Annotated in this window: 11 protein-coding genes and 2 pseudogenes; 5 read left to right on the top strand and 8 right to left on the bottom strand. The window is 50.5% G+C overall.

Features of this window, described 5'->3' with window-relative positions:
- Positions 1-58 precede the first annotated feature (58 nt).
- Both CAP31_RS09155 and CAP31_RS09160 read right to left on the bottom strand, forming a co-directional pair.
- Positions 59-841 (bottom strand): sulfurtransferase, encoded by a 783-nt coding sequence (locus CAP31_RS09155; RefSeq protein ID WP_255377103.1) that lies wholly within the window; start codon positions 839-841, stop codon positions 59-61.
- A 444-nt stretch (positions 842-1,285) separates the two neighbouring features.
- Positions 1,286-2,245 carry an IS5 family transposase gene (locus CAP31_RS09160; RefSeq protein ID WP_087447251.1) on the bottom strand — a complete coding sequence of 320 codons (960 nt, stop codon included), beginning with the start codon at positions 2,243-2,245 and terminating at the stop codon, positions 1,286-1,288.
- A gap of 335 nt (positions 2,246-2,580) precedes the next feature.
- Here CAP31_RS09160 and CAP31_RS09165 point away from each other — a divergent pair, with 335 nt between their 5' ends.
- Positions 2,581-2,799: a hypothetical protein gene (locus tag CAP31_RS09165; RefSeq protein WP_087447252.1), complete on the top strand. Its 219-nt coding sequence runs from the start codon at positions 2,581-2,583 to the stop codon at positions 2,797-2,799.
- A 266-nt stretch (positions 2,800-3,065) separates the two neighbouring features.
- Here the strand turns inward: CAP31_RS09165 and CAP31_RS09170 are convergent, their stop codons facing one another.
- The 4 genes from CAP31_RS09170 to CAP31_RS09185 all read right to left on the bottom strand — a co-directional run bounded on the left by CAP31_RS09170 (position 3,066) and on the right by CAP31_RS09185 (position 7,401).
- Positions 3,066-6,026 carry a relaxase/mobilization nuclease domain-containing protein gene (locus CAP31_RS09170; RefSeq protein WP_087447253.1) on the bottom strand — a complete coding sequence of 987 codons (2,961 nt, stop codon included), beginning with the start codon at positions 6,024-6,026 and terminating at the stop codon, positions 3,066-3,068.
- A 30-nt stretch (positions 6,027-6,056) separates the two neighbouring features.
- A complete protein-coding gene (locus CAP31_RS09175) occupies positions 6,057-6,383 on the bottom strand; it encodes a hypothetical protein (RefSeq protein ID WP_087447254.1) in 327 nt (108 codons plus the stop codon).
- Positions 6,367-7,026: a relaxase/mobilization nuclease domain-containing protein gene (locus CAP31_RS09180; RefSeq protein ID WP_087447255.1), complete on the bottom strand. Its 660-nt coding sequence runs from the start codon at positions 7,024-7,026 to the stop codon at positions 6,367-6,369. The genes CAP31_RS09175 and CAP31_RS09180 overlap by 17 nt, the downstream gene beginning before the upstream one ends.
- A gap of 90 nt (positions 7,027-7,116) precedes the next feature.
- The gene (locus CAP31_RS09185; RefSeq protein WP_223247232.1) at positions 7,117-7,401 is read right to left on the bottom strand and encodes an AlpA family transcriptional regulator; all 285 of its coding nucleotides are present in this window, start codon (positions 7,399-7,401) and stop codon (positions 7,117-7,119) included.
- Between the two features lie 189 nt (positions 7,402-7,590).
- Between CAP31_RS09185 and CAP31_RS09190 the strand changes: the two genes are divergently transcribed.
- Complete coding sequence (locus CAP31_RS09190) at positions 7,591-8,529, top strand: hypothetical protein (RefSeq protein ID WP_087447256.1); 939 nt, start codon at positions 7,591-7,593, stop codon at positions 8,527-8,529.
- Here the strand turns inward: CAP31_RS09190 and CAP31_RS09195 are convergent.
- Positions 8,526-9,803: an integrase arm-type DNA-binding domain-containing protein gene (locus tag CAP31_RS09195; RefSeq protein WP_087447257.1), complete on the bottom strand. Its 1,278-nt coding sequence runs from the start codon at positions 9,801-9,803 to the stop codon at positions 8,526-8,528. The two genes, CAP31_RS09190 and CAP31_RS09195, sit on opposite strands and share 4 nt — an antisense overlap.
- 521 nt (positions 9,804-10,324) lie before the next feature.
- Between CAP31_RS09195 and CAP31_RS15315 the strand changes: the two are divergent.
- The 3 genes and pseudogenes from CAP31_RS15315 to CAP31_RS09210 all read left to right on the top strand — a co-directional run bounded on the left by CAP31_RS15315 (position 10,325) and on the right by CAP31_RS09210 (position 16,963).
- Positions 10,325-11,249, top strand: a pseudogene (locus CAP31_RS15315) (helix-turn-helix transcriptional regulator).
- Positions 11,250-11,272: 23 nt separating this feature from the next.
- Complete coding sequence (locus CAP31_RS09205; RefSeq protein WP_087447258.1) at positions 11,273-16,735, top strand: DUF4011 domain-containing protein; 5,463 nt, start codon at positions 11,273-11,275, stop codon at positions 16,733-16,735.
- Between the two features lie 48 nt (positions 16,736-16,783).
- Positions 16,784-16,963, top strand: a complete 180-nt coding sequence (locus CAP31_RS09210) for a DUF262 domain-containing protein (RefSeq protein WP_223247236.1) — start codon at positions 16,784-16,786, stop codon at positions 16,961-16,963.
- Positions 16,964-17,002: 39 nt separating this feature from the next.
- On the opposite strand, the pseudogene CAP31_RS09215 reads toward CAP31_RS09210, so the two are convergent.
- A pseudogene (locus CAP31_RS09215) lies at positions 17,003-17,581 on the bottom strand (integrase core domain-containing protein); the annotation flags it as partial.
- Positions 17,582-17,649 lie beyond the last annotated feature (68 nt).

Here is a 17,649-nt window from a genome sequence, read left to right on the forward strand (position 1 = left end):
GCTACGACTGCCTGCGTTCAGATACACCAATTTCAGATTTTATAGTTCAAACGCCGCATCATAAGGGTTGCTCACCTTTTACCGTAGGCAAACTCAAGTTAATCCCCCAGTCACTCCAGCCGCCGTTGTACATGCGTGCATCTTGATAACCCAGGCTTTTAAGTTGCAAATAAGCCAGACTGGAACGGAATCCATCATGACAATACACATAAACGGTTTTATCTTTCGGGATGGATTTATACATTTCCGCTAATGCAGCTTCAGATTTCCACGTTTGCGTTTGCCCATCTGCACCATCCAGACTAACGATACTCATCGCGCCAGGGATATGTCCCGCGCTAATCGAATGCGCTACAACCTCCCCTGTGTACATCGCATGTGGTCTGGCATCAAGCAGCACGATACGGAGATCACGACGGGCAACAACATTATTGTAAATATCAGTCCACTCTACTTTTATATTGTCACGCGCCAATTTAAGCGATACATGACCTGCTTTACGCACAACAGCATCTCTGCTCAGATCGTTAAATGCAGACCATTCCATGGTGCCGCCGTTGAGTATTTTTACGCGCTTCATATCGAAGCCATACAAATCCAATAAATAATAAACACGAGAGGCTAACGCTGTGACTGAATCGTCATAAATCACAATGGTGGAATCATTATCTACGCCCCAGCCACGCAAAGTCGCTTGAAATGCTTCACGTGTAGGGAATTTCATCGTCGGCACGCAGGTGTTGCAGCCCAGATCAACAAACCGTTTAACCTGTACTGCGCCAGATATATGCCCAATAGTAAAATAATGATGAGGGTGATAATGCACATCCAATACCACCACTTTCGGATCTTTAATATGTGCAGTCAGCCAATCAGCATCTACCAGAAAATCGCGTGCAGCTTATGCGCCCAGCGCCCAAGTCATTAGCAAGAGGGTTAATGCTAAACGTCGTAACATGGTATGAAGCCTTCTAAGTAATCAAGTGAGTAATATATACGCCATATCGAATATGCGTCAATAAAAATATAACGGCTTTATGAAAAACATGTCACTGGCCAAAATGCAGGTAATAGACGTAGCGAAAGACTCAACTACGATTCCGTAATTCTTGATGTTGCCAGTGATTTTTGCGACTTAAGGATACTCTGAACAACCCCGTCTGCCGCGCAGCGGCAGACGGCACTGCTTTAAATTTCAAATCAGCCACGCGAAACGCTTAATACGTGCCTGTTTTTCTGCTGTTTTTGGCCCAGTTCAGGCCGCTTTTCCGACTTCCGGGCGCACTCATCCCGGTAGGGCCATCAGTTTGTGCCGCACCATCCACAGATTGGATAGCGCAAACAGCGTAACAAGCTGGGCGGTGTTCTTCTTCAAGCCCTTGTAGCGCACCTTGGCGAATCCGAACTGGCGCTTGAGCACCCGGAACGGGTGCTCTACCTTGGCGCGGATGCCTGCCTTGAGCTTCTCCAGCTTGTCGATCAAGGTGTCGCTGGGTTTGTCCTTGTTCAGCGCCCGGCGTTTGCCCGGGCGCATCGCCACGTGCCAGGTGACGCTGGCCTTGGCATCCGGGCGTTTGGCTGCCCCCTGATAACCGGCATCGCCATAGACTTCCGCTTCCTCGCCATGTAACAGCCCATTGGCTTCAATCACGTCGTGGACATGGCCAGCTGTGCCGCGCACGGTGTGGACCAGTCCAGAGTCTGCATCAACACCAATGTGGGCTTTCATGCCGAAGTACCATTGATTGCCTTTCTTGCTCGAGTGCATTTCGGGGTCGCGGGTCTTGTCTTTGTTCCTGGTCGAGGTGGGCGCCGGGATCAGGGTGGCGTCCACTACGCTGCCGACCTTGAGCAGCAGGCCTTGCCGGGTCAACAGCTGGTTGACGGTGGTGAGGATCTGTTCGGCCAGCAGGTGCTGTTCGAGCCGGTGGCGAAAGCGCAGGATGGTGCTCTCGTCAGGCAGGCGGGCGTAGTCTTCAAGCCGGGCAAATTCGCGGTACAGCGGGACGTCGAAGAAGGCTTCTTCCATGCCCGGATCGGACAGGCTGAACCATTGCTGCATGAAGTGGATGCGCAGCATGGTTTCAAGCGGGAACGGTGGGCGTCCGTTGTTGCCTTTGGGGTAGTGCGGGGCGATCAGCTTGACCAGTGCCGCCCACGGTACGACGTGGTTCATCTGTTCGAGGAATTCACGCTTGCGCGTGCGCTTGAGACTGAGGTCTAGATTCAGGGTGGTTTGTTTCATGGGCTCAATGGTGCCACATCAGGCTCAGATGTGGGACGTGAATGTGGGGGTTTTGCAGAGTTTCCCTAGAACGAATTCGTGCTCCATTACTGAATATTGGTGATCAAGACAATCTAGCCGAATGGGTTGGCTTGCTGCCCAAGGCCGTGTGGGCTAATGGGTTCCTTGCCTTGACGAACGAGCTGGCGCCGACTATTGTGCGCATGTTTTCCGGTAGCTACATGTCGGAAGTGCCACCCTACCAGCTTATAATCTGCCCAAACTGGTTGCGCCGGTTGATGTGGCGCAACCATCCGGACAGCTGACTCCTCTACCTGGATCATTCCGGGCAGATTGTGGCCAGGGTAGTTTGGTGGCGCGACGGTGGGCGTGTGGATGTTGAGGACGACGCCATCTGGGGTGAAGACGTCTACGTTAGCGTGACTTCGTCTGGGCTGGCGCAGATCAAGAAGGCTGGCGGTAGTGTGTCTGTGCTAGTTCACGCCCGCCGCAAGGTGGAGCCCGAAAGCGGTGACGGTGAAGCGCTATCCAGCAGCGCATCAGGGCGAGATTGACACATCGCGGCCCGCCGAAAATTTGACGCGGACGCCAGACATCAGTTGGGAGCTGGCTGCACGAATTAATCTTCAGATCAGCCAGGCCCGCGGTATTTCGAACGAACAGCCCCCGACCGCGTTAGCGCAATGACGAGCTCGTTCTAGAGGCGATATAGCCTGAACCCTTGACATCGCTACAGCAGCGTGTGCCGATCTAAGCTCGCTTTCCGATTGGACAGCCGTCGGCCATGAATACACAACTTATTACGAACATCCCTTAAATTTTAGCTGCCGATCCCGGTATTCATGCTTATTTCTGGCACTAGAACCGCCCCCCCTTTTTTTCCTACCCGAACCCGATCTCCAAGTTTTGGAACAAAATCGGTCGGTAGGCGCACGACAAATGAACGCCCCGCATCTTGTATCCAGCGGCCATCAGCAGCGATGTGTAAGATGCGGCCAACGGATGCGATTGACTCGTTCTTATTTTTTGGTTTTTCCTGGTTGGTGAGCAGCCATTCCTCAATCGTGAGCGGTTGTGGAGCTTGTAAGGTTGGCTCGGTTTCGACCATCTGGTTAGTGTCGGCAACAACCGGCGCGATTGGCTCCTGGTGGTCTGCAAGAGATTCCTCTGTCACTTGATTGGCTGCGAGTTGTGTTTGCGGTTTGGGGTTCGATGAAGGGCCAATCTGCTCAATGGCCGAAGCTTTATCAGATGGAAGGGGCACGAACTTTGCGCGCGGGTCGATGGATAAAACCATTGCCCGTAAACGTTCCTGAGGATTTGGTTGAACGATAACCTCCTCGATCTGGGTTTCTTCCTTGTAAGCTTTGGTGCGTTCTTGCGATGGATGTTCCCGCTTCGTGGTTTTGTTGGATGTATTTTCTGTTTCGTTTGATCTGGCCAATATCGATGGTACCAGTATGATGGTTGTGGCCTGGGTGATTTGCAGCGCAAGGGCGTTGCGACGATTTTCAATCGCTAACTGAAGTTCTGGATTGAGGATAGTCATGCCCATATCGTCGGCCAAGCAAGCCATTCTTTCGGCGAATACCGGATCGTCGCCAGTCAAAGTTAAGTGTTTGCCGAATTTTTGTTGTGCGTGCACAAGTGCGAGACGGATTTCTTCGTCGCTCACTCGTGCTCGATCGAAGGTGACGCGGTTTCCTCGATCGGTGAATAGTTGTTCTCCATCTCTGTCCCTGTATTCGATATTACCATTTCCTGTGACACGCCACTGGATACAGCTGTATCTGGCAAGTAGGGCATCGACTTCGTAGGGACGCATGGCGTTTTGTTTAGTGGATCGGATGGCTATTTCTTTTCGTTCTTCTTCGAACAAACGAGCCATTAGTTGGCGATACTGGTGCTCGCTGGCTTCTGGTGTATCTTCTTCGTTTTCCTCTTCTTTTGAGTCCTTTTCGCTTTCGCTACTGTATTTGGCATCGCGTTGCGCTTGGTAGACAATGCCGCGTAATGCGGATAGGGCTGCTTGGTCGCCAAGATTGGCTTGCTCGTGAAGCCATACCCGCCAGCCTAATGGGGGTTGGCGGATGTCTCGCAAGGCTTGACTTCTGGATTGGAAGTCGGATTCTGCTTGCAGTTTTCGGCGCGTGCTTTCTACGTCGATAGCAATGATTACTAGCAGTCTGACAGAGTTATCATAGTTCAGCTTATGACGAGCTTCTAACTTAGCGGCTTTTGTCTCTTCGCGAATTGTTTTGAGCGTTTGATTTCGGTCGGCTTGGATACTTTTTGTGCGTTTCCAATGGTCGGTGTCGTTTTCGCGAACAAAGCGCTGATACTGTGAAAAACGTTGACGGAGATCGACGCGGGCTGCGGCACGTTGTTCATTACGTGCTTCACGCTTCGAGTTGTCGCGGGTCAGACTTCTTTGGCTGCTTTCCGTACTTGTTTTGGGGCGTCGCAAACTCTGATCTTGCCGGGGTTGCCCGTCTCCCAAGTGAAGACGTAGAGCGTCCGGCAGTAGCATTTCACTACTTTTTCCGTCGCCATTCAGACTGCTAGTGGGCAATTCATGCAGGCTACCTCTGCGGTGGGTCGGCGGGAGGGATTTATCTGGTTCACCGTGTAGGAGATGCTGACCAGGATTGGGGGGGATTCCGTTGTCTGGAGCAATTCTGAGGACATGGTTTACTCCTTTGGAAAGTTGGTTGTGAGTGAGATGGGATAAATCTGGGACGATGCAGGGGGTAGTTACGTTTTCCTCTGCTTCGTCTGTTTCCGTTCTGTCGGACGGGAATGATTGGATGAATGGGTTGGGCTCGGTAGCACCATCCGTGAATTTTCCCCAGCGTTTTTCTAGTTCGGGGCATTTTAAAAGGGGCAATCCTTTGCTGGCTGGTAGATCGATGGCCTCGGCAGTTTCGGGTGATGTGGCACGCAATCGCATTCCGCCTCCGCCTGTGTCGTTAAGCGTGACATCGTGCTTTGCGAGCCAGACATGCAGGGCGTTCCAGTCATGTAGTTTTGGGAGCGCTTTTTTAAGTGTTCTTGATACGTCTGTCTTGAGCCAATATTCCAGGCTTTCTGGATCGTGCCATGGAGGTAAGTCTTTTTCATGTTTGAATTCAGAATGGGCGTAAGGCTGGGTGTTAGTGACTGATTTAGATATTTCAGGATTAAGGACTATTCGTTTTTTGCCGTCATTATTGATTTCAATGATGTAGATTCCATTATCATTGGTCCACCCGTGCTTTATTTCGCTTTGGCGCGCGGCCAAGTGCAAGGTTTTTCTTGCCCACTCGATGTTATGTGATCGGTACGTGATTGGGTGAACTCGGTTTACAGCAATGTGGCAATGCCTATTGTCGGTGTTTCCATGAATAGCAATAACGTATTGGTGTTCGGCCAGCCCTAAAGATTTTATGGCATGTTCTGCCGCATCAAAAATTAGGTCAGGAAGAGGATGTTCGTGTTCAGGCCAGCTTAAAATGAAATGAAATGTGGGGTCAACGCATCGAGTGTTTTGAGATGAAACGGCGTTCATCTGGATTGATGCTGTAGAAATGTCAGCGATGCCATGCATACGAATGGCAATGCATTTTTCTTCACTTGTTTGCTTGTCCAAGGAATTAGTTGAATAGTTAAGGATGTCGCTAAATTTATTCGAAAATAAATGTAATTCCTGATGCTTATTTTCAGTGACGTAATTGACGAGATCGTTAAATGGTTTTGTAGCGTTAACTTTTCGTTGACGTTGTGAAGGGATGTGGGGAATCATGGATCAAGGATTTCTTGCTGGAATATTAGCTTACTTGCTTATCCGCTGCATGGCTGCTACCGCTTCATTAATCACGGGCCCCCATTCGGATTCTGGAGGCAGGATTCCCAGCTCAACCACGGCCGCGTGTAGGCCAAGAATGGATTTAACTACGGCATCAAGAGCTAGCACCATCTGGGATTCGTACCGAACATCGGTGCGGCGTCCAAGAGCGGCACGACGCATGTAGTCACACACAGAAAGGTTTCGTGTCTTTGCAGCGGCAGTGATAATTTCAGAATCCCTGACGGACACTCGAATGTGCAGGACTGTATTTTTTCGAACTGCATCTGGCAGGAGTTTAAATAATTTTTTCATGCGGCAGCATCTCCTCGGCAATGTGGTTGGCATGTTTTTGATTCATGACGATACGCTTTTGATTGGTCTTGTCGATTTCGACGATATAGATGCCGTTTTCGTTCGCCCAGCCATGCTTAATTTCGCTTTCCCTTGCCGCTAAATGCAGAGTTGTTATTGACCATTTGATATTGTGCGAGCGGAAAGTTTCAGGGTGGATCCGGTTGATGGTGATGTGGCAATGAGTGTTGAGTATATTGCCATGGACGACGAGAATGTACTGGTGGTCAGCTAAGCCGATTGACTTGATGGCATGTTTGGCGGCGTCGAATATGTCGTCTGGATCAGGGTGTTCGTTCTCAGGCCAACTCAAAGTAAAACGGAATAAGGGATCTAAGCATCGCGTGTTGCGCGATGAAACAACATTCATTTCTATTGTGGCAGTCGTAATATCAATCACGCCATTGGTACTAATGGCAATACACTTTACCTTGTTAGCTGTTTTATAACCTGGGTAGACGTAATTCTGGATCTGGTCAAAGATGCTGGAAAGCCGCTGCATTTTTTTCAGAATTTTATTCCCTGGGATGCCGCAGATAATGTTGTTGAATGGCTGGCTATCGCTGGATCTTTGCTGTCGTTTGGCGGCGATGCGTGGGATCAAAATATTCTCCTTGCGTGTATTAATTCATTATTTACAGAGTGATTCGTAGGGGTGGTAGTGAAAACCGTCTTTATTCCATAAGTAGTTATTTCATAACTCATATGTCGATAGAGATTTGCGCAGTTCCGCTACGTTCCATGCTGATATATGCGGAGTTATTTTACGGGGTGCCGGCAATGTGCCGCGTTTTACCATTCGCCAGACAGTTGCCGCAGAACAACCGAACAACCCCTGAACCACAGCTTGCCGAACATTCGCTGAGTCGGGCAATGAATCGAAGTTTTTGAGAGCATCGGGGATCATGCTCGTGTTCCCGTTTTTATTGCTTAAAGGAATAATATTGCGATTTTTTACTTCAAGTTTTATATGCTTCATTTTTAATCACCTTTGTAATGTCTATATTAATCATAAAATTTACGAGCATTGCCGCAGCACTCCCACTCGGCGGTGATACACTGATCAAAATAGAGTTTAATGATTGTTATTTGAAACAGCATCTCCCGAATTCAGCTAAATTGTACTGATTTCGGCGATTGACAATTCTAACGATAAGTGTTTTGAATCATGGGTAATAAAAAAAATGAAGACAAATGGCTTCCCGCCACCCCTCTGAGGATCAAGGCATTTGCTTGTTCACTTTTGCCTGATGTTGATGATCATCTTGGGCAGGGGGTCAAGACACGGGGTATTCAACAAATTTTGTCGATGCTTAAAAATCCAATAAACAACATATCTGAAACAACAATTAGGAGTTGGCTAGCTGGGGAAAAACAACCCAGCAAGTTATATGTCAATTGGATTAAGCAGGGATTGCCAGAATGCGCAGATTGGCTGGAACCAGATCTTGATTCTTCGTCGTTGCGTCGATTTATTTGTGCATTGGATATTTGGGGCTCCCGGATTGACAGCCCCAGAAGAAAATTGGATACAGCTTCATCGGTCATAACCGTTGGGAAAGGCTTGGCTGTTTTGGCAAAACGTTGGGGCCCTACTCCAATTAAATATAGTTTGTATGACGCCATCATTCCAAGTCTAAAGCGCCTTGTTCCTCACCAAATTTCTCCCACTCTCTATCAATCTTTCAATCCTTTTTCATTAATGGAATTTATGTTTAGATGTGGCCCTTACCTTGAATTAACTAGTGATGAGTTCACAGAATGGGCCATTGATCTTGCGTCATTGACCTTAATAACTGAAGCATTTATTGAGGGAACATCGATGGATGAACGGCGTTATTCTGGGGCAGGAGGGGATTACAGTCGTTTAACCTATCGTATTTTCTTTCTAGGTCATGGGAATTGGCCCAATTTAGAGTCCGTGAAAGAAGAGTTGGAGCTCTTCGCCCCTGTGTTCGAAGATTCTGCAATAGACTACCCCCAATATCTGATGAGAGCACGAAAGGTGATTGAGCATGAATTGCTGTCTATCGGTAGCGACTTGTCGATTGTAAAAGAACTTTCATATCGTATTAAAGATCGCAACAGGATGTGGTCGGAACCCTAGGCACACACGACCGAGGTAAAGCGCACTTCGTCACGCAGAAGTAACTCTAGCCGTTCACCCAGCAAGCGCCATGCTTCGGCCTGTTCGGCTTCTAGCTTTTGGCGCTGGTATATGCGTAAAAGCTTGTTCTGTTCGACATGGTTAAGACATTTTTCAATGACGTCTGGCCTAGTGCCAAGAATCCCCATCATCGTTGCCCCAGTGCGCCGTAAATCGTGGGGAGTCCACTTCCCACCGGGAAATACCAGTGCATTGATATTCAAGCTGCGGCATTTCATAGGCGGTTTGTCACCGCGTTGCCGGTCACCAATCTGCTTTGCTAATGACTTCACGCAAACGTGCTGATCGGTCCATCTTGCAGGTAATACCCATGGGCTTTTGACAGCCAGCGCTTTCAGTACTTCGAATTGGCGAGCGGCAAAGGGGGAAAGATAAATGGTATGTTCTTTTGCATTTTTTGAGTTTTCAGGCGGTATACGCCACATTCCACTATTTTGATCAACATCCTGCCATTTTGCCTGGCTGATTTCACCCACACGGCAGCAGGTAGAAAGCATGACCCATACTGCAGCGGTGCTTGACTCAGTCATCCGAGCAGTCTTCAACTTATGGGGCAGTCCTTTGATTTCCATCTCGGAAAGGATACGATCACGTTCAACTTTTTTTCCAAAACTATCACGCTTAAGTCGGCTAGTCGGATCTTGCTCAACTATGTCACGTTCTATGGCGTAGCCGAACATTTGCCGAATATCCCCCAGCAAATTGCGAGCGACAATAGGAGCGCCGCGTTCCACTACGCTATCCAGCACGGCGACCACCATTGATCGAGTTACTTCCTCAGCTGGCAAAGCACCAAGTGCTGGAAGAACATCTTTTTCGAAGCTACGCCTGACCTCAGCTCCCTTATCTTTTCGATTTTTGAGTTCTCGTTTTTCCCATCCTTCGAAGAGGTCGAGAACAGTCATTCTTGCTTGTTGAGTTGCCATTTCAGCCGCTTTACGTTTGGCTTCATCCTTCTTTTCTCTCACAGGGTCAATGCCGTCCTTGCGCTTAACCTTTTGCTCCGCTGCTTTCAAGCGTGCGTCATTCAAGGAAAGGCCAGGGTATAGCCCTAGGTCAAACCACTGAGTTTTGTTATCTGTGGCTTTGTACCGGTACAACCAAGTTTTGCTGCCAGATAAGCGAACTCGAAGATATAAGCACTTCCCGTCATTAAGGAATAAATCCGCGCGGTCTGTCTTGGCATGTTGAATTTGTCGGTCAGTCAAAGCCAAAGTAACACTCCTCAAAATTGGTGACACTTTTGGTGACACTTTTGCATAAGATTTGACGACATTCTATGCGTCGAGGTGAGACGATGCAATATAAATATAATAATTAAAACATATATATATGATTACTGTCTGATATGGGGTGATACGGCTTGGGGCGGTCTTATACCTAACTACGAACCAAGGGGTCAGGAGTTCGAATCTCTTCGGGCGCACCAATAAATTCAAAGGCCTACAGCTTAGTCACTGTAGGCCTTTTTTATTTTCTTATGGCTATGGGTACACTCATGGGTACACTTGGAAAATCCTACAATACCAATAAAATTAGATCGGACATCAGACGCTGAAAATAGCATTGTCAGCTTTCGTTCCAACGCACCCTAGATGAGATACCATTTGTAATTTGGTCATCACAATACGACGGATAAAAGACGCAAAATAATTAAATTGTCTAACCCTAGAGTGGCTTATACTTACCGCAATAATCAGCTTCTGCCTTTGCTAACTTGGATGAGCACTACAGAATGTCTATAGATCAGCTTGCAGATCTAACCCAGCCACAACGCGACCGGCTCGCGTTCGTAGAGTTGCGCGTGCGCTTCATCGGGGATATCCGTCGCCAGGACCGGGTATGGCGTTTTGGTATTCAGTCAGCCGCAGTCACCCGGGATCTTGCTCTCTACAAGAAGTTGGCGCCGGGCAACATTGATTACGACTCCAAGGGTAAGTCCTACGTCCTCGGACCGGATTTCCATCCCGTCTTCGCCCCCCCACTGATCGAGTGCTTTCTTGGCTAACCCAGGGTTTTGGCGATGGCGAGCCTGTACGGCTCAAGGCGTGGATCGCACGCGAAACCCCGTCGCGGCTAACTCAGCCGGATCTGGATGTGCTCGCTTCGGTAACCCGAGCAATCCATCAGGAGTGTCCGCTGGCGATCGAATATCACTCAATTACCAGTGGGCGCGTACAGATCGAGAAATTGTCCCCTTTGCCCTGCTCAATAACGGCTCGCGTTGGCACGTCCGCGCTTTTGACCGGAAGAGCCAGAATTTTCGTGATTTTCGTCATTACCCGGATCAAAAATCCGATCGTGCCAACGCGCGCCGGTGCAGTCGCATGAGCGAAGTGTTCAGGATATTCAGTGGACCCGTATCGTTGAGCTGGAATTGGTGCCGCACCACGACCAGCCACGACCAGCCACGTCCTGAGATCACGGAAATGGACTACGGCATGGATGGCGGGGGCCTGCGCATGAAGCTGCGTGCCGCCACAGCCGGCTACACCCTGCGCCAGTGGAACGTAGATTGCTCACCTGATCACAGCCTGCGCGGCCATGAGTATCGCTTGTGGCTGAAGGATTGCCTGGCTATCTACGGTGTAAAGAACGCAATTTTAGCTCCTGGTTATAAAACACAAGAACAAAACTCTTTAGACACGGAGATCGACTAAATGATTGGAGCGCTCCGCTCGCCTTGGCCAAAGATAAAAAAATGGCGGCCGTGAAGATGGAATCTACTACGCTCACTTCGGCATTAGAGCAATTGCGGCTAAAGCTCTTAGACCTTACCGGCCGAAACCGTCTGATTAATTTCAAACACACGGCTGGTAAGTCGCTCCAATTTGTCGAGGGACACCCCGCCGCTATATATCAAAAACTAGTCGAAGCAAACAACAAAGCCAGCATAAGTGTTCTAGGCCTACCCGAACCAACCAAACGGGACTGGGTTGAACGTAACGGTCGCCTGCAACGCCCAGAACCTCGAGAGTGGGCAAAGTCCGCAGGTATCTCTACGGGGTACGACATTTCAGGCGCAGAAGAGGGCTCAGATGAGTCGAATGTCCGGGCGTTGATGTACCCAGATGATCTCGCCAAGCACTGCCGAAAAATCGAGCGTGAGGCCACGCTGGCGATTGAAGAAACTGGCGCTAATATGCTGTTCTTGGTGCTGGGGTTCTTGGAGTTTCCCGACCAACGAGGCAGCGACAAGATATTCACGGCGCCCTTGATCAGCATTCCGGTATCGCTGCAAAAGAAAGAAGTTTCAGGCATCCAGCAGTTTTCGCTCCAGTACACTGGCGACGACATCTCGGAGAACCTCTCATTACGAGAAAAGCTGCGAAACGACTTTGGGCTGGTTTTGCCCGAGCTTGCCGAAGAACAGATTGATGTCAACGGCTACTTCACCGAAATTCAGTCGATCATCAAAAAACAACCTGATTTCGCCCTCAAGCACCGCGTTTCCCTGTGCTTGCTCAGTTTCAGCAACATGCTGCTTGTTCGGGATCTGGACCCAAGCAAATGGCCACAAAACGGTGAGGAAAATTCCCTAATTGACCATCCGATCGTCCGTGAGGTGTTCGAGGGTCGAGCAGATGATGGTGGAGTCGGTCTGGGCATTGCCGAAGAACACCTAGTGGAAGAAGGCCCTGGGGCGAGCATTCCACTCGTTTATGACGCCGACAGCTCCCAGCACAGCGCCCTCATTGATGTCCTGTCCCTCAAGAAGAATCTGGTCATCGAAGGCCCACCGGGAACAGGTAAGTCGCAGACCATCACCAACTTGATCGCCGCCTGCCTTGCTGAAGGCAAGAAGGTGCTCTTCGTCGCTGAAAAGTTGGCTGCCCTTGAAGTCGTGAAAAATCGCCTCTCGTTGGCTGGACTTGACCCGTTTGTGCTCGAACTGCACAGCAACAAGACCAACAAGAAACGGGTCTTGGAGGAAATCGCCAAGCGAACCAGCTTCAGGCCTCACCATCTCAATGACCTTCCTCGCCTGCAACAGCAGTTGGAAGCTCACCGTAAAGATCTCAAAGCCTACACAGACCTGATCAACTCCATTGCTCATAACGCGTTTGGATTGACACTTCATCAGATTATGTGGCGTGCTGAAAAGCACCGCCAAGGAATCAGCAATGAAGAAAGCATGTTGAGCCAGATCAACATCGGTGATGCGACTCAGATTTCTGAATTTGAGTTCGGTCGGCGCATGGACTGTCTTAGTTACCTAGGCTCTCAATACAAGTCCGTTGGAGGCTTCGATCCAAGCTGTACCTTCTGGGGATTCTACCCTGATCGCCTGATCCCAGGTGATGAAGTCAAGATCACACAGCTTTTTGAGACTGCTGATGTTTGGGGGCAATCTTTGGTTGATGCTTCGAAGCACTTTTCGCAGGTGCTCGGAGGTCGAGTTCATAACCTCTCATTGGCATTCTGTGGTGAGCAGTTGGCCGTGCTCAACCGCCTGCTTGGGACTACCAATCAGCAATTGCCGCTGCACCTGATCCCCGGATTCTTTGAAAATGATGAGACAGGGGTGAAAGCCGCTCAAGCGATTGATTTATTCGCCAAACAAGTCGAGCAGTTCCACGGCCTTGAGGGAGCCGTCAAAACAGCATTTAAGCTGGAATCCAACGTCACCAAGCCTTGTGCAGATGACATCAAGGGCCTGCAACGACTAGCGGAGAGCCTGGGGGCAGAGCTAGGCACTCTCAATGACCTTCGAATCCTGCATCAACAGCTCGTTGAGACCACAAGCAAGCTCTCGACAGCTAATGCCACCCTGATCAATTTCCTCGGCGGGAAAAATATCCCCTATGACGGGTCGAAGCAGAAGCTGGAGCAGCTGTGCAGTTTCACAGACCTCGTGCTGGATGCCCCAGAAGAGCACTTTCATCTCCAAACGCCCGGAATGACCCGCGATGGCGCAGTCCAAGCCATTGATCAATTGCTCACCCTTCAGGGAGAGTGGACTGGCCTCCAAAAGGAACTAGGCGAATCGCTCTATGTGGACACATTGCCGCACGAAGGAGATATCAAGCAAGCCATCTTGGCGCTACGCGAAGGGGATGCCTGGTATCGCATCTTCCAAGGACGGTGGCGCAAGGCAGTAGGGCTGCACAAAGCGCTCCAGCGCACCAAGCTAAAAATGCCTAGCCAGAAGCGTCTGGAACAGCTCGAGCAAATCATCAAACTGATCGGGCTTAAAGAGCATTGGAAGACATCGCCGACATGGACACAGTTTTTCAGCTTCCCTGCGCCTGCTACTCCGACACCCTTAGAGGGATACCTTACGTTGGCGCGATGGAATCGCGAAATTAAAGTTGCCTCAGAGGATATCCAAGCCGTACTGATTGACCCGATCAGCTTCACAGCCGATCAAGCACGCGCCCTACGCCGTGAGTTCTCAACGGCCAAGCTGGAGATCACAGCTGTAATTGCAGCCTTCAAGGGCATCAACGAGAAACTCAAGCGCCTCTCTGAGTTCAGCGGAAGTCATCTAGTCGAAAAGGTGATCGAGAAGACTGATGAATTTACAGAGGCCCTCGAGGACCGTTTCGAATGGCTGGAATTGGAGGCACGAAGCCGAGCCACCTTCGGCCAGGTCATTGCCGGATGCGATGCGGCCTTGGACCGTTCGGCTCTGAAATCACAGATTCAAGCCAACGCCCACGTCAAGGCACTACTCGGTGATCTCTATCTGGGCGAGGATACCGATTGCTCAACTGTCATCGAGGCACTGTCTTTCGGCCAAAGCATCGACGGCCTCAACTTGTCACCGCAGGTTAAGTACAAGCTGCGATCTGGACACCCGATCGAGGCTTGCCGTGCTCTAGCTTCCGCGATGGAAGACGTTCACAGCGGGCTAGAGCAGGTCGAAAACTTGACCAGTGCTCTTTCCCAGTTCGGCAAGTTTGAACTGGATATGTGGACGGGAGCGCCAGCCGACGAAGACTTGGAACTCTTTGCCATTGCCCTGCATGATGCGATTCAAAAGGCAATCCAAGATCAGGACCTCCTAATTCCATGGTCGCTGTATCTGACCCGTCGCAAGGAGGCCAGTGAGCTGACTTTGACCGAGTTCGTGGAGCTTCAGGAGAAAAAACGCATCAAACCTGACGAGTTGCCCGACGCTTACGCCTATTGCACCTACAGCACGATCACTCGCGAGGCCTTCCGAAACATCCCTCAGCTTGGCCGATTTACAGGACTCAAGCACAACCAGATCCGCGACGAGTTCAAACGACTGGATAAGGAGATCATTGCACTGCGCGGGAAGGCAATTGCCTACGAATGCTCCCGCAAGGCTTCACCACCGCCAGGCAGGAACGGTGCCCGTGTCGACGACCGCACAGAGATGTTTCTCTTGAACCACCTTATGCCCCAGCAGCGTCCACGCATGCCCGTGCGCAAAATCCTCACCCGAGCAGGAGGATCGATCCAAGCGCTCAAGCCCTGCTTCATGATGGGGCCGCAGGCCGTGGCTCAGTACTTGGCTCCAGGCGTTATCAAGTTTGACCTCGTCATCATGGATGAAGCGTCACAGCTGAAACCCGAGGAAGCGATCGGCTCGGTCGCACGTGGTGGTCAGTTAGTGGTAGTTGGCGATCCGAAGCAGTTGCCTCCAACTTCATTCTTCTCGCGAATGACTCAGGACGGAGACGGTGAGGAAGATCATTTCACCACCACGGATGCAGAGAGCATTCTCGATGTCTGCTCGTCACATTTTAGGCCGACGCGATCCCTACGCTGGCACTATCGCTCTCAGCACCATTCCTTGATCGCCTTCTCTAATCACAGCTTCTACAGTGGCAATCTGGTGATCTTTCCCTCGCCGTATGGTCAGGGAGGTAGGCTTGGGGTGCGGGCCGTTTATCTGGCTGATGCCATCTATGAAAACCAGACCAACCTGCGCGAGGCTAAGCGGGTCGTCGATGCTGTCATTGAACACATCGCGGCTCGCTCTAATGAGTCTCTCGGCGTTGTAACGCTGAACATCAAGCAGCGTGACTTGATCGCCGAACTTCTTGATGAGCGACTGAAGTCTGTTCGTAGCGCCGATTCATATCGCGATCACTGGACCACAGAGGGGCAACCTCTGTTCATCAAAAACCTAGAAAACGTGCAAGGAGATGAACGAGACGCCATCATTATTTCGACGACCTTTGGAAAGCCGCCGGGATCGAGTGCTGTACGCCAGAATTTTGGCCCGATCAGTCGGCAAGGCGGCTGGCGTCGCCTGAACGTGCTGTTCACCCGTGCAAAGAAGTCTATCGCTATCTATACATCCCTGCGACCAGAAGACATCGTTATGGACGGGACGACCCCAGATGGCACAAAAGCGCTGCGGAATTACCTTGAATACGTCCGGACTGGCTCTCTGACAACCATTGAAGAAACGGACCGCGAACCAGACAGTGACTTCGAGGTCTCCGTGATGGATATGCTCAAGCTCCGTGGCTACGAAGTTACGCCCCAATTGGGAGTGGCAGGCTATCGTATCGACATTGCCGTCAAGCACCCAGACGCCCCAGGCTCCTACCTGGCCGCGATCGAATGCGATGGCGCCTCCTACCATTCAGCGCTCTCCGTTAGGGATCGCGACCGCATTCGTCAAGAGATACTCGAGTCCCTTGGCTGGCGTGGACGTATGTGGCGAATCTGGTCCACGGACTGGTTCCGTACCCCAAGGCAAGAAACTGAGAAACTCATCAGCTTCCTTGAAGACATTCGACAAAGTTGGAAGCCTGAGCACTCTTCAGGTGATGCGTGGATCGAGGAAGGATTAAGTGCCGGGCAGCCAACGAAAGACTCGACTCAGCCAATTGGGCGGGTTGAAAACGCCATGCAGGCCGAGATAGAGCGGGAAGCAGTTAGCTCTGTACTGATCGACACTGAAGACGACTTGGAAATCGAAGTTGGTGATGTGGTCCGATATGTCGAACTTACCCGTCCTAACGATGTAATGACCATTCAGATCACCAGAGGCAAAGACGACTTTGCCAATGGCGTCGTGAATGAAAGTCGCCCCTTGGCACAGGCGCTACTCGGCGCTGTCATTGGAGATGAGGTGGTTCTGCATCTTGCTGGAAGCGCATCCAAAACATTCCAGATCGTAGAAATCAAGAGACCGAAAACGATGGGTAAGGCTAGTTGAGCTCCTCCAGCGTACGCGAATAAAAATGATAGGGAGAGAACAAACGCAATGGCCAAGACACTTGAAGCGCACGACAAGCTGATCCGGGAAATTTTTGAGGATAGCTACCAGTTCGAGATTCCTGACTACCAGCGTCCTTATGCCTGGACGACCGAGCAAGCCGAGGAATTGTTCAATGACTGTAGTGGTCAAGTATTTTCAGACTGTAGTAGTCGCGATCTGATCTGACAGTTCCCCGGTTTGACAGATGCAGCTGTCAGTTCAGATTCAGTTGTTCAATGTGGTGATTTTATCGTGCCATGCCTCCTTTCCGTCAATAAGTGTTTGCGTCGGAGTGCGGCCGCAGCACATCTTGCCCTGATGGGTGCGGTCATTGTTGTAATAAACCAGCCATTCATCCAGATCCGTTTGCAGCTCCGCGATTGACCGGTAAATCTTGCGCCGGAACGCGACCTGATAGAACTCCTGCAGGATGGTCTTGTGGAAGCGTTCACAGATGCCGTTGGTCTGCGGATGATTGGCTTTGGTCCTGGTATGCTCGATGTCATTCAAGGCCAGATAGAGCAGGTAGTCATGGGATTCCAGTTTGCCGCAATATTCGGTGCCGCGATCCGTCAGGATGCGTATCATCCCCATGTTCTGCTCGGCGAAGAATGGCAGCACCCGGTCATTAAGCAGATCGGCTGCGGTGATCGGCATTTTGGTCGTGTAGAGTTTGGCCGCTGCCCACTTCGAATAGGTGTCAACGAAGGTCTGCTGGTAAATCCGGCCGACGCCTTTGAGGGTGCCCACATAGAACGTATCCTGGCTGCCGAGATAGCCTGGGTGAGCCGTTTCAATCTCGCCATGTGTCAACGCCGATTTAAAATTGATACAGTTTTGTAATGAGCGCCGATTCAAATTTGATACACCCC

It is taken from the genome of Sulfuriferula sp. AH1 (assembly GCF_002162035.1).
In the GTDB taxonomy this organism is placed as follows: Bacteria; Pseudomonadota; Gammaproteobacteria; order Burkholderiales; family Sulfuriferulaceae; genus Sulfuriferula.

Bases quoted from the DNA above. Each gene is read 5' to 3' on its own strand.
- CAP31_RS09190 (WP_087447256.1), top strand. From the start codon at position 7,591: ATGGGTAATAAAAAAAATGAAGACAAATGGCTTCCCGCCACCCCTCTG.
- CAP31_RS09160 (WP_087447251.1), bottom strand. From the start codon at position 2,245: ATGAAACAAACCACCCTGAATCTAGACCTCAGTCTCAAGCGCACGCGC.
- CAP31_RS09210 (WP_223247236.1), top strand. From the start codon at position 16,784: ATGGCCAAGACACTTGAAGCGCACGACAAGCTGATCCGGGAAATTTTT.
- CAP31_RS09175 (WP_087447254.1), bottom strand. From the start codon at position 6,383: ATGAAAAAATTATTTAAACTCCTGCCAGATGCAGTTCGAAAAAATACA.
- CAP31_RS09170 (WP_087447253.1), bottom strand. From the start codon at position 6,026: ATGATTCCCCACATCCCTTCACAACGTCAACGAAAAGTTAACGCTACA.
- CAP31_RS09185 (WP_223247232.1), bottom strand. From the start codon at position 7,401: ATGAAGCATATAAAACTTGAAGTAAAAAATCGCAATATTATTCCTTTA.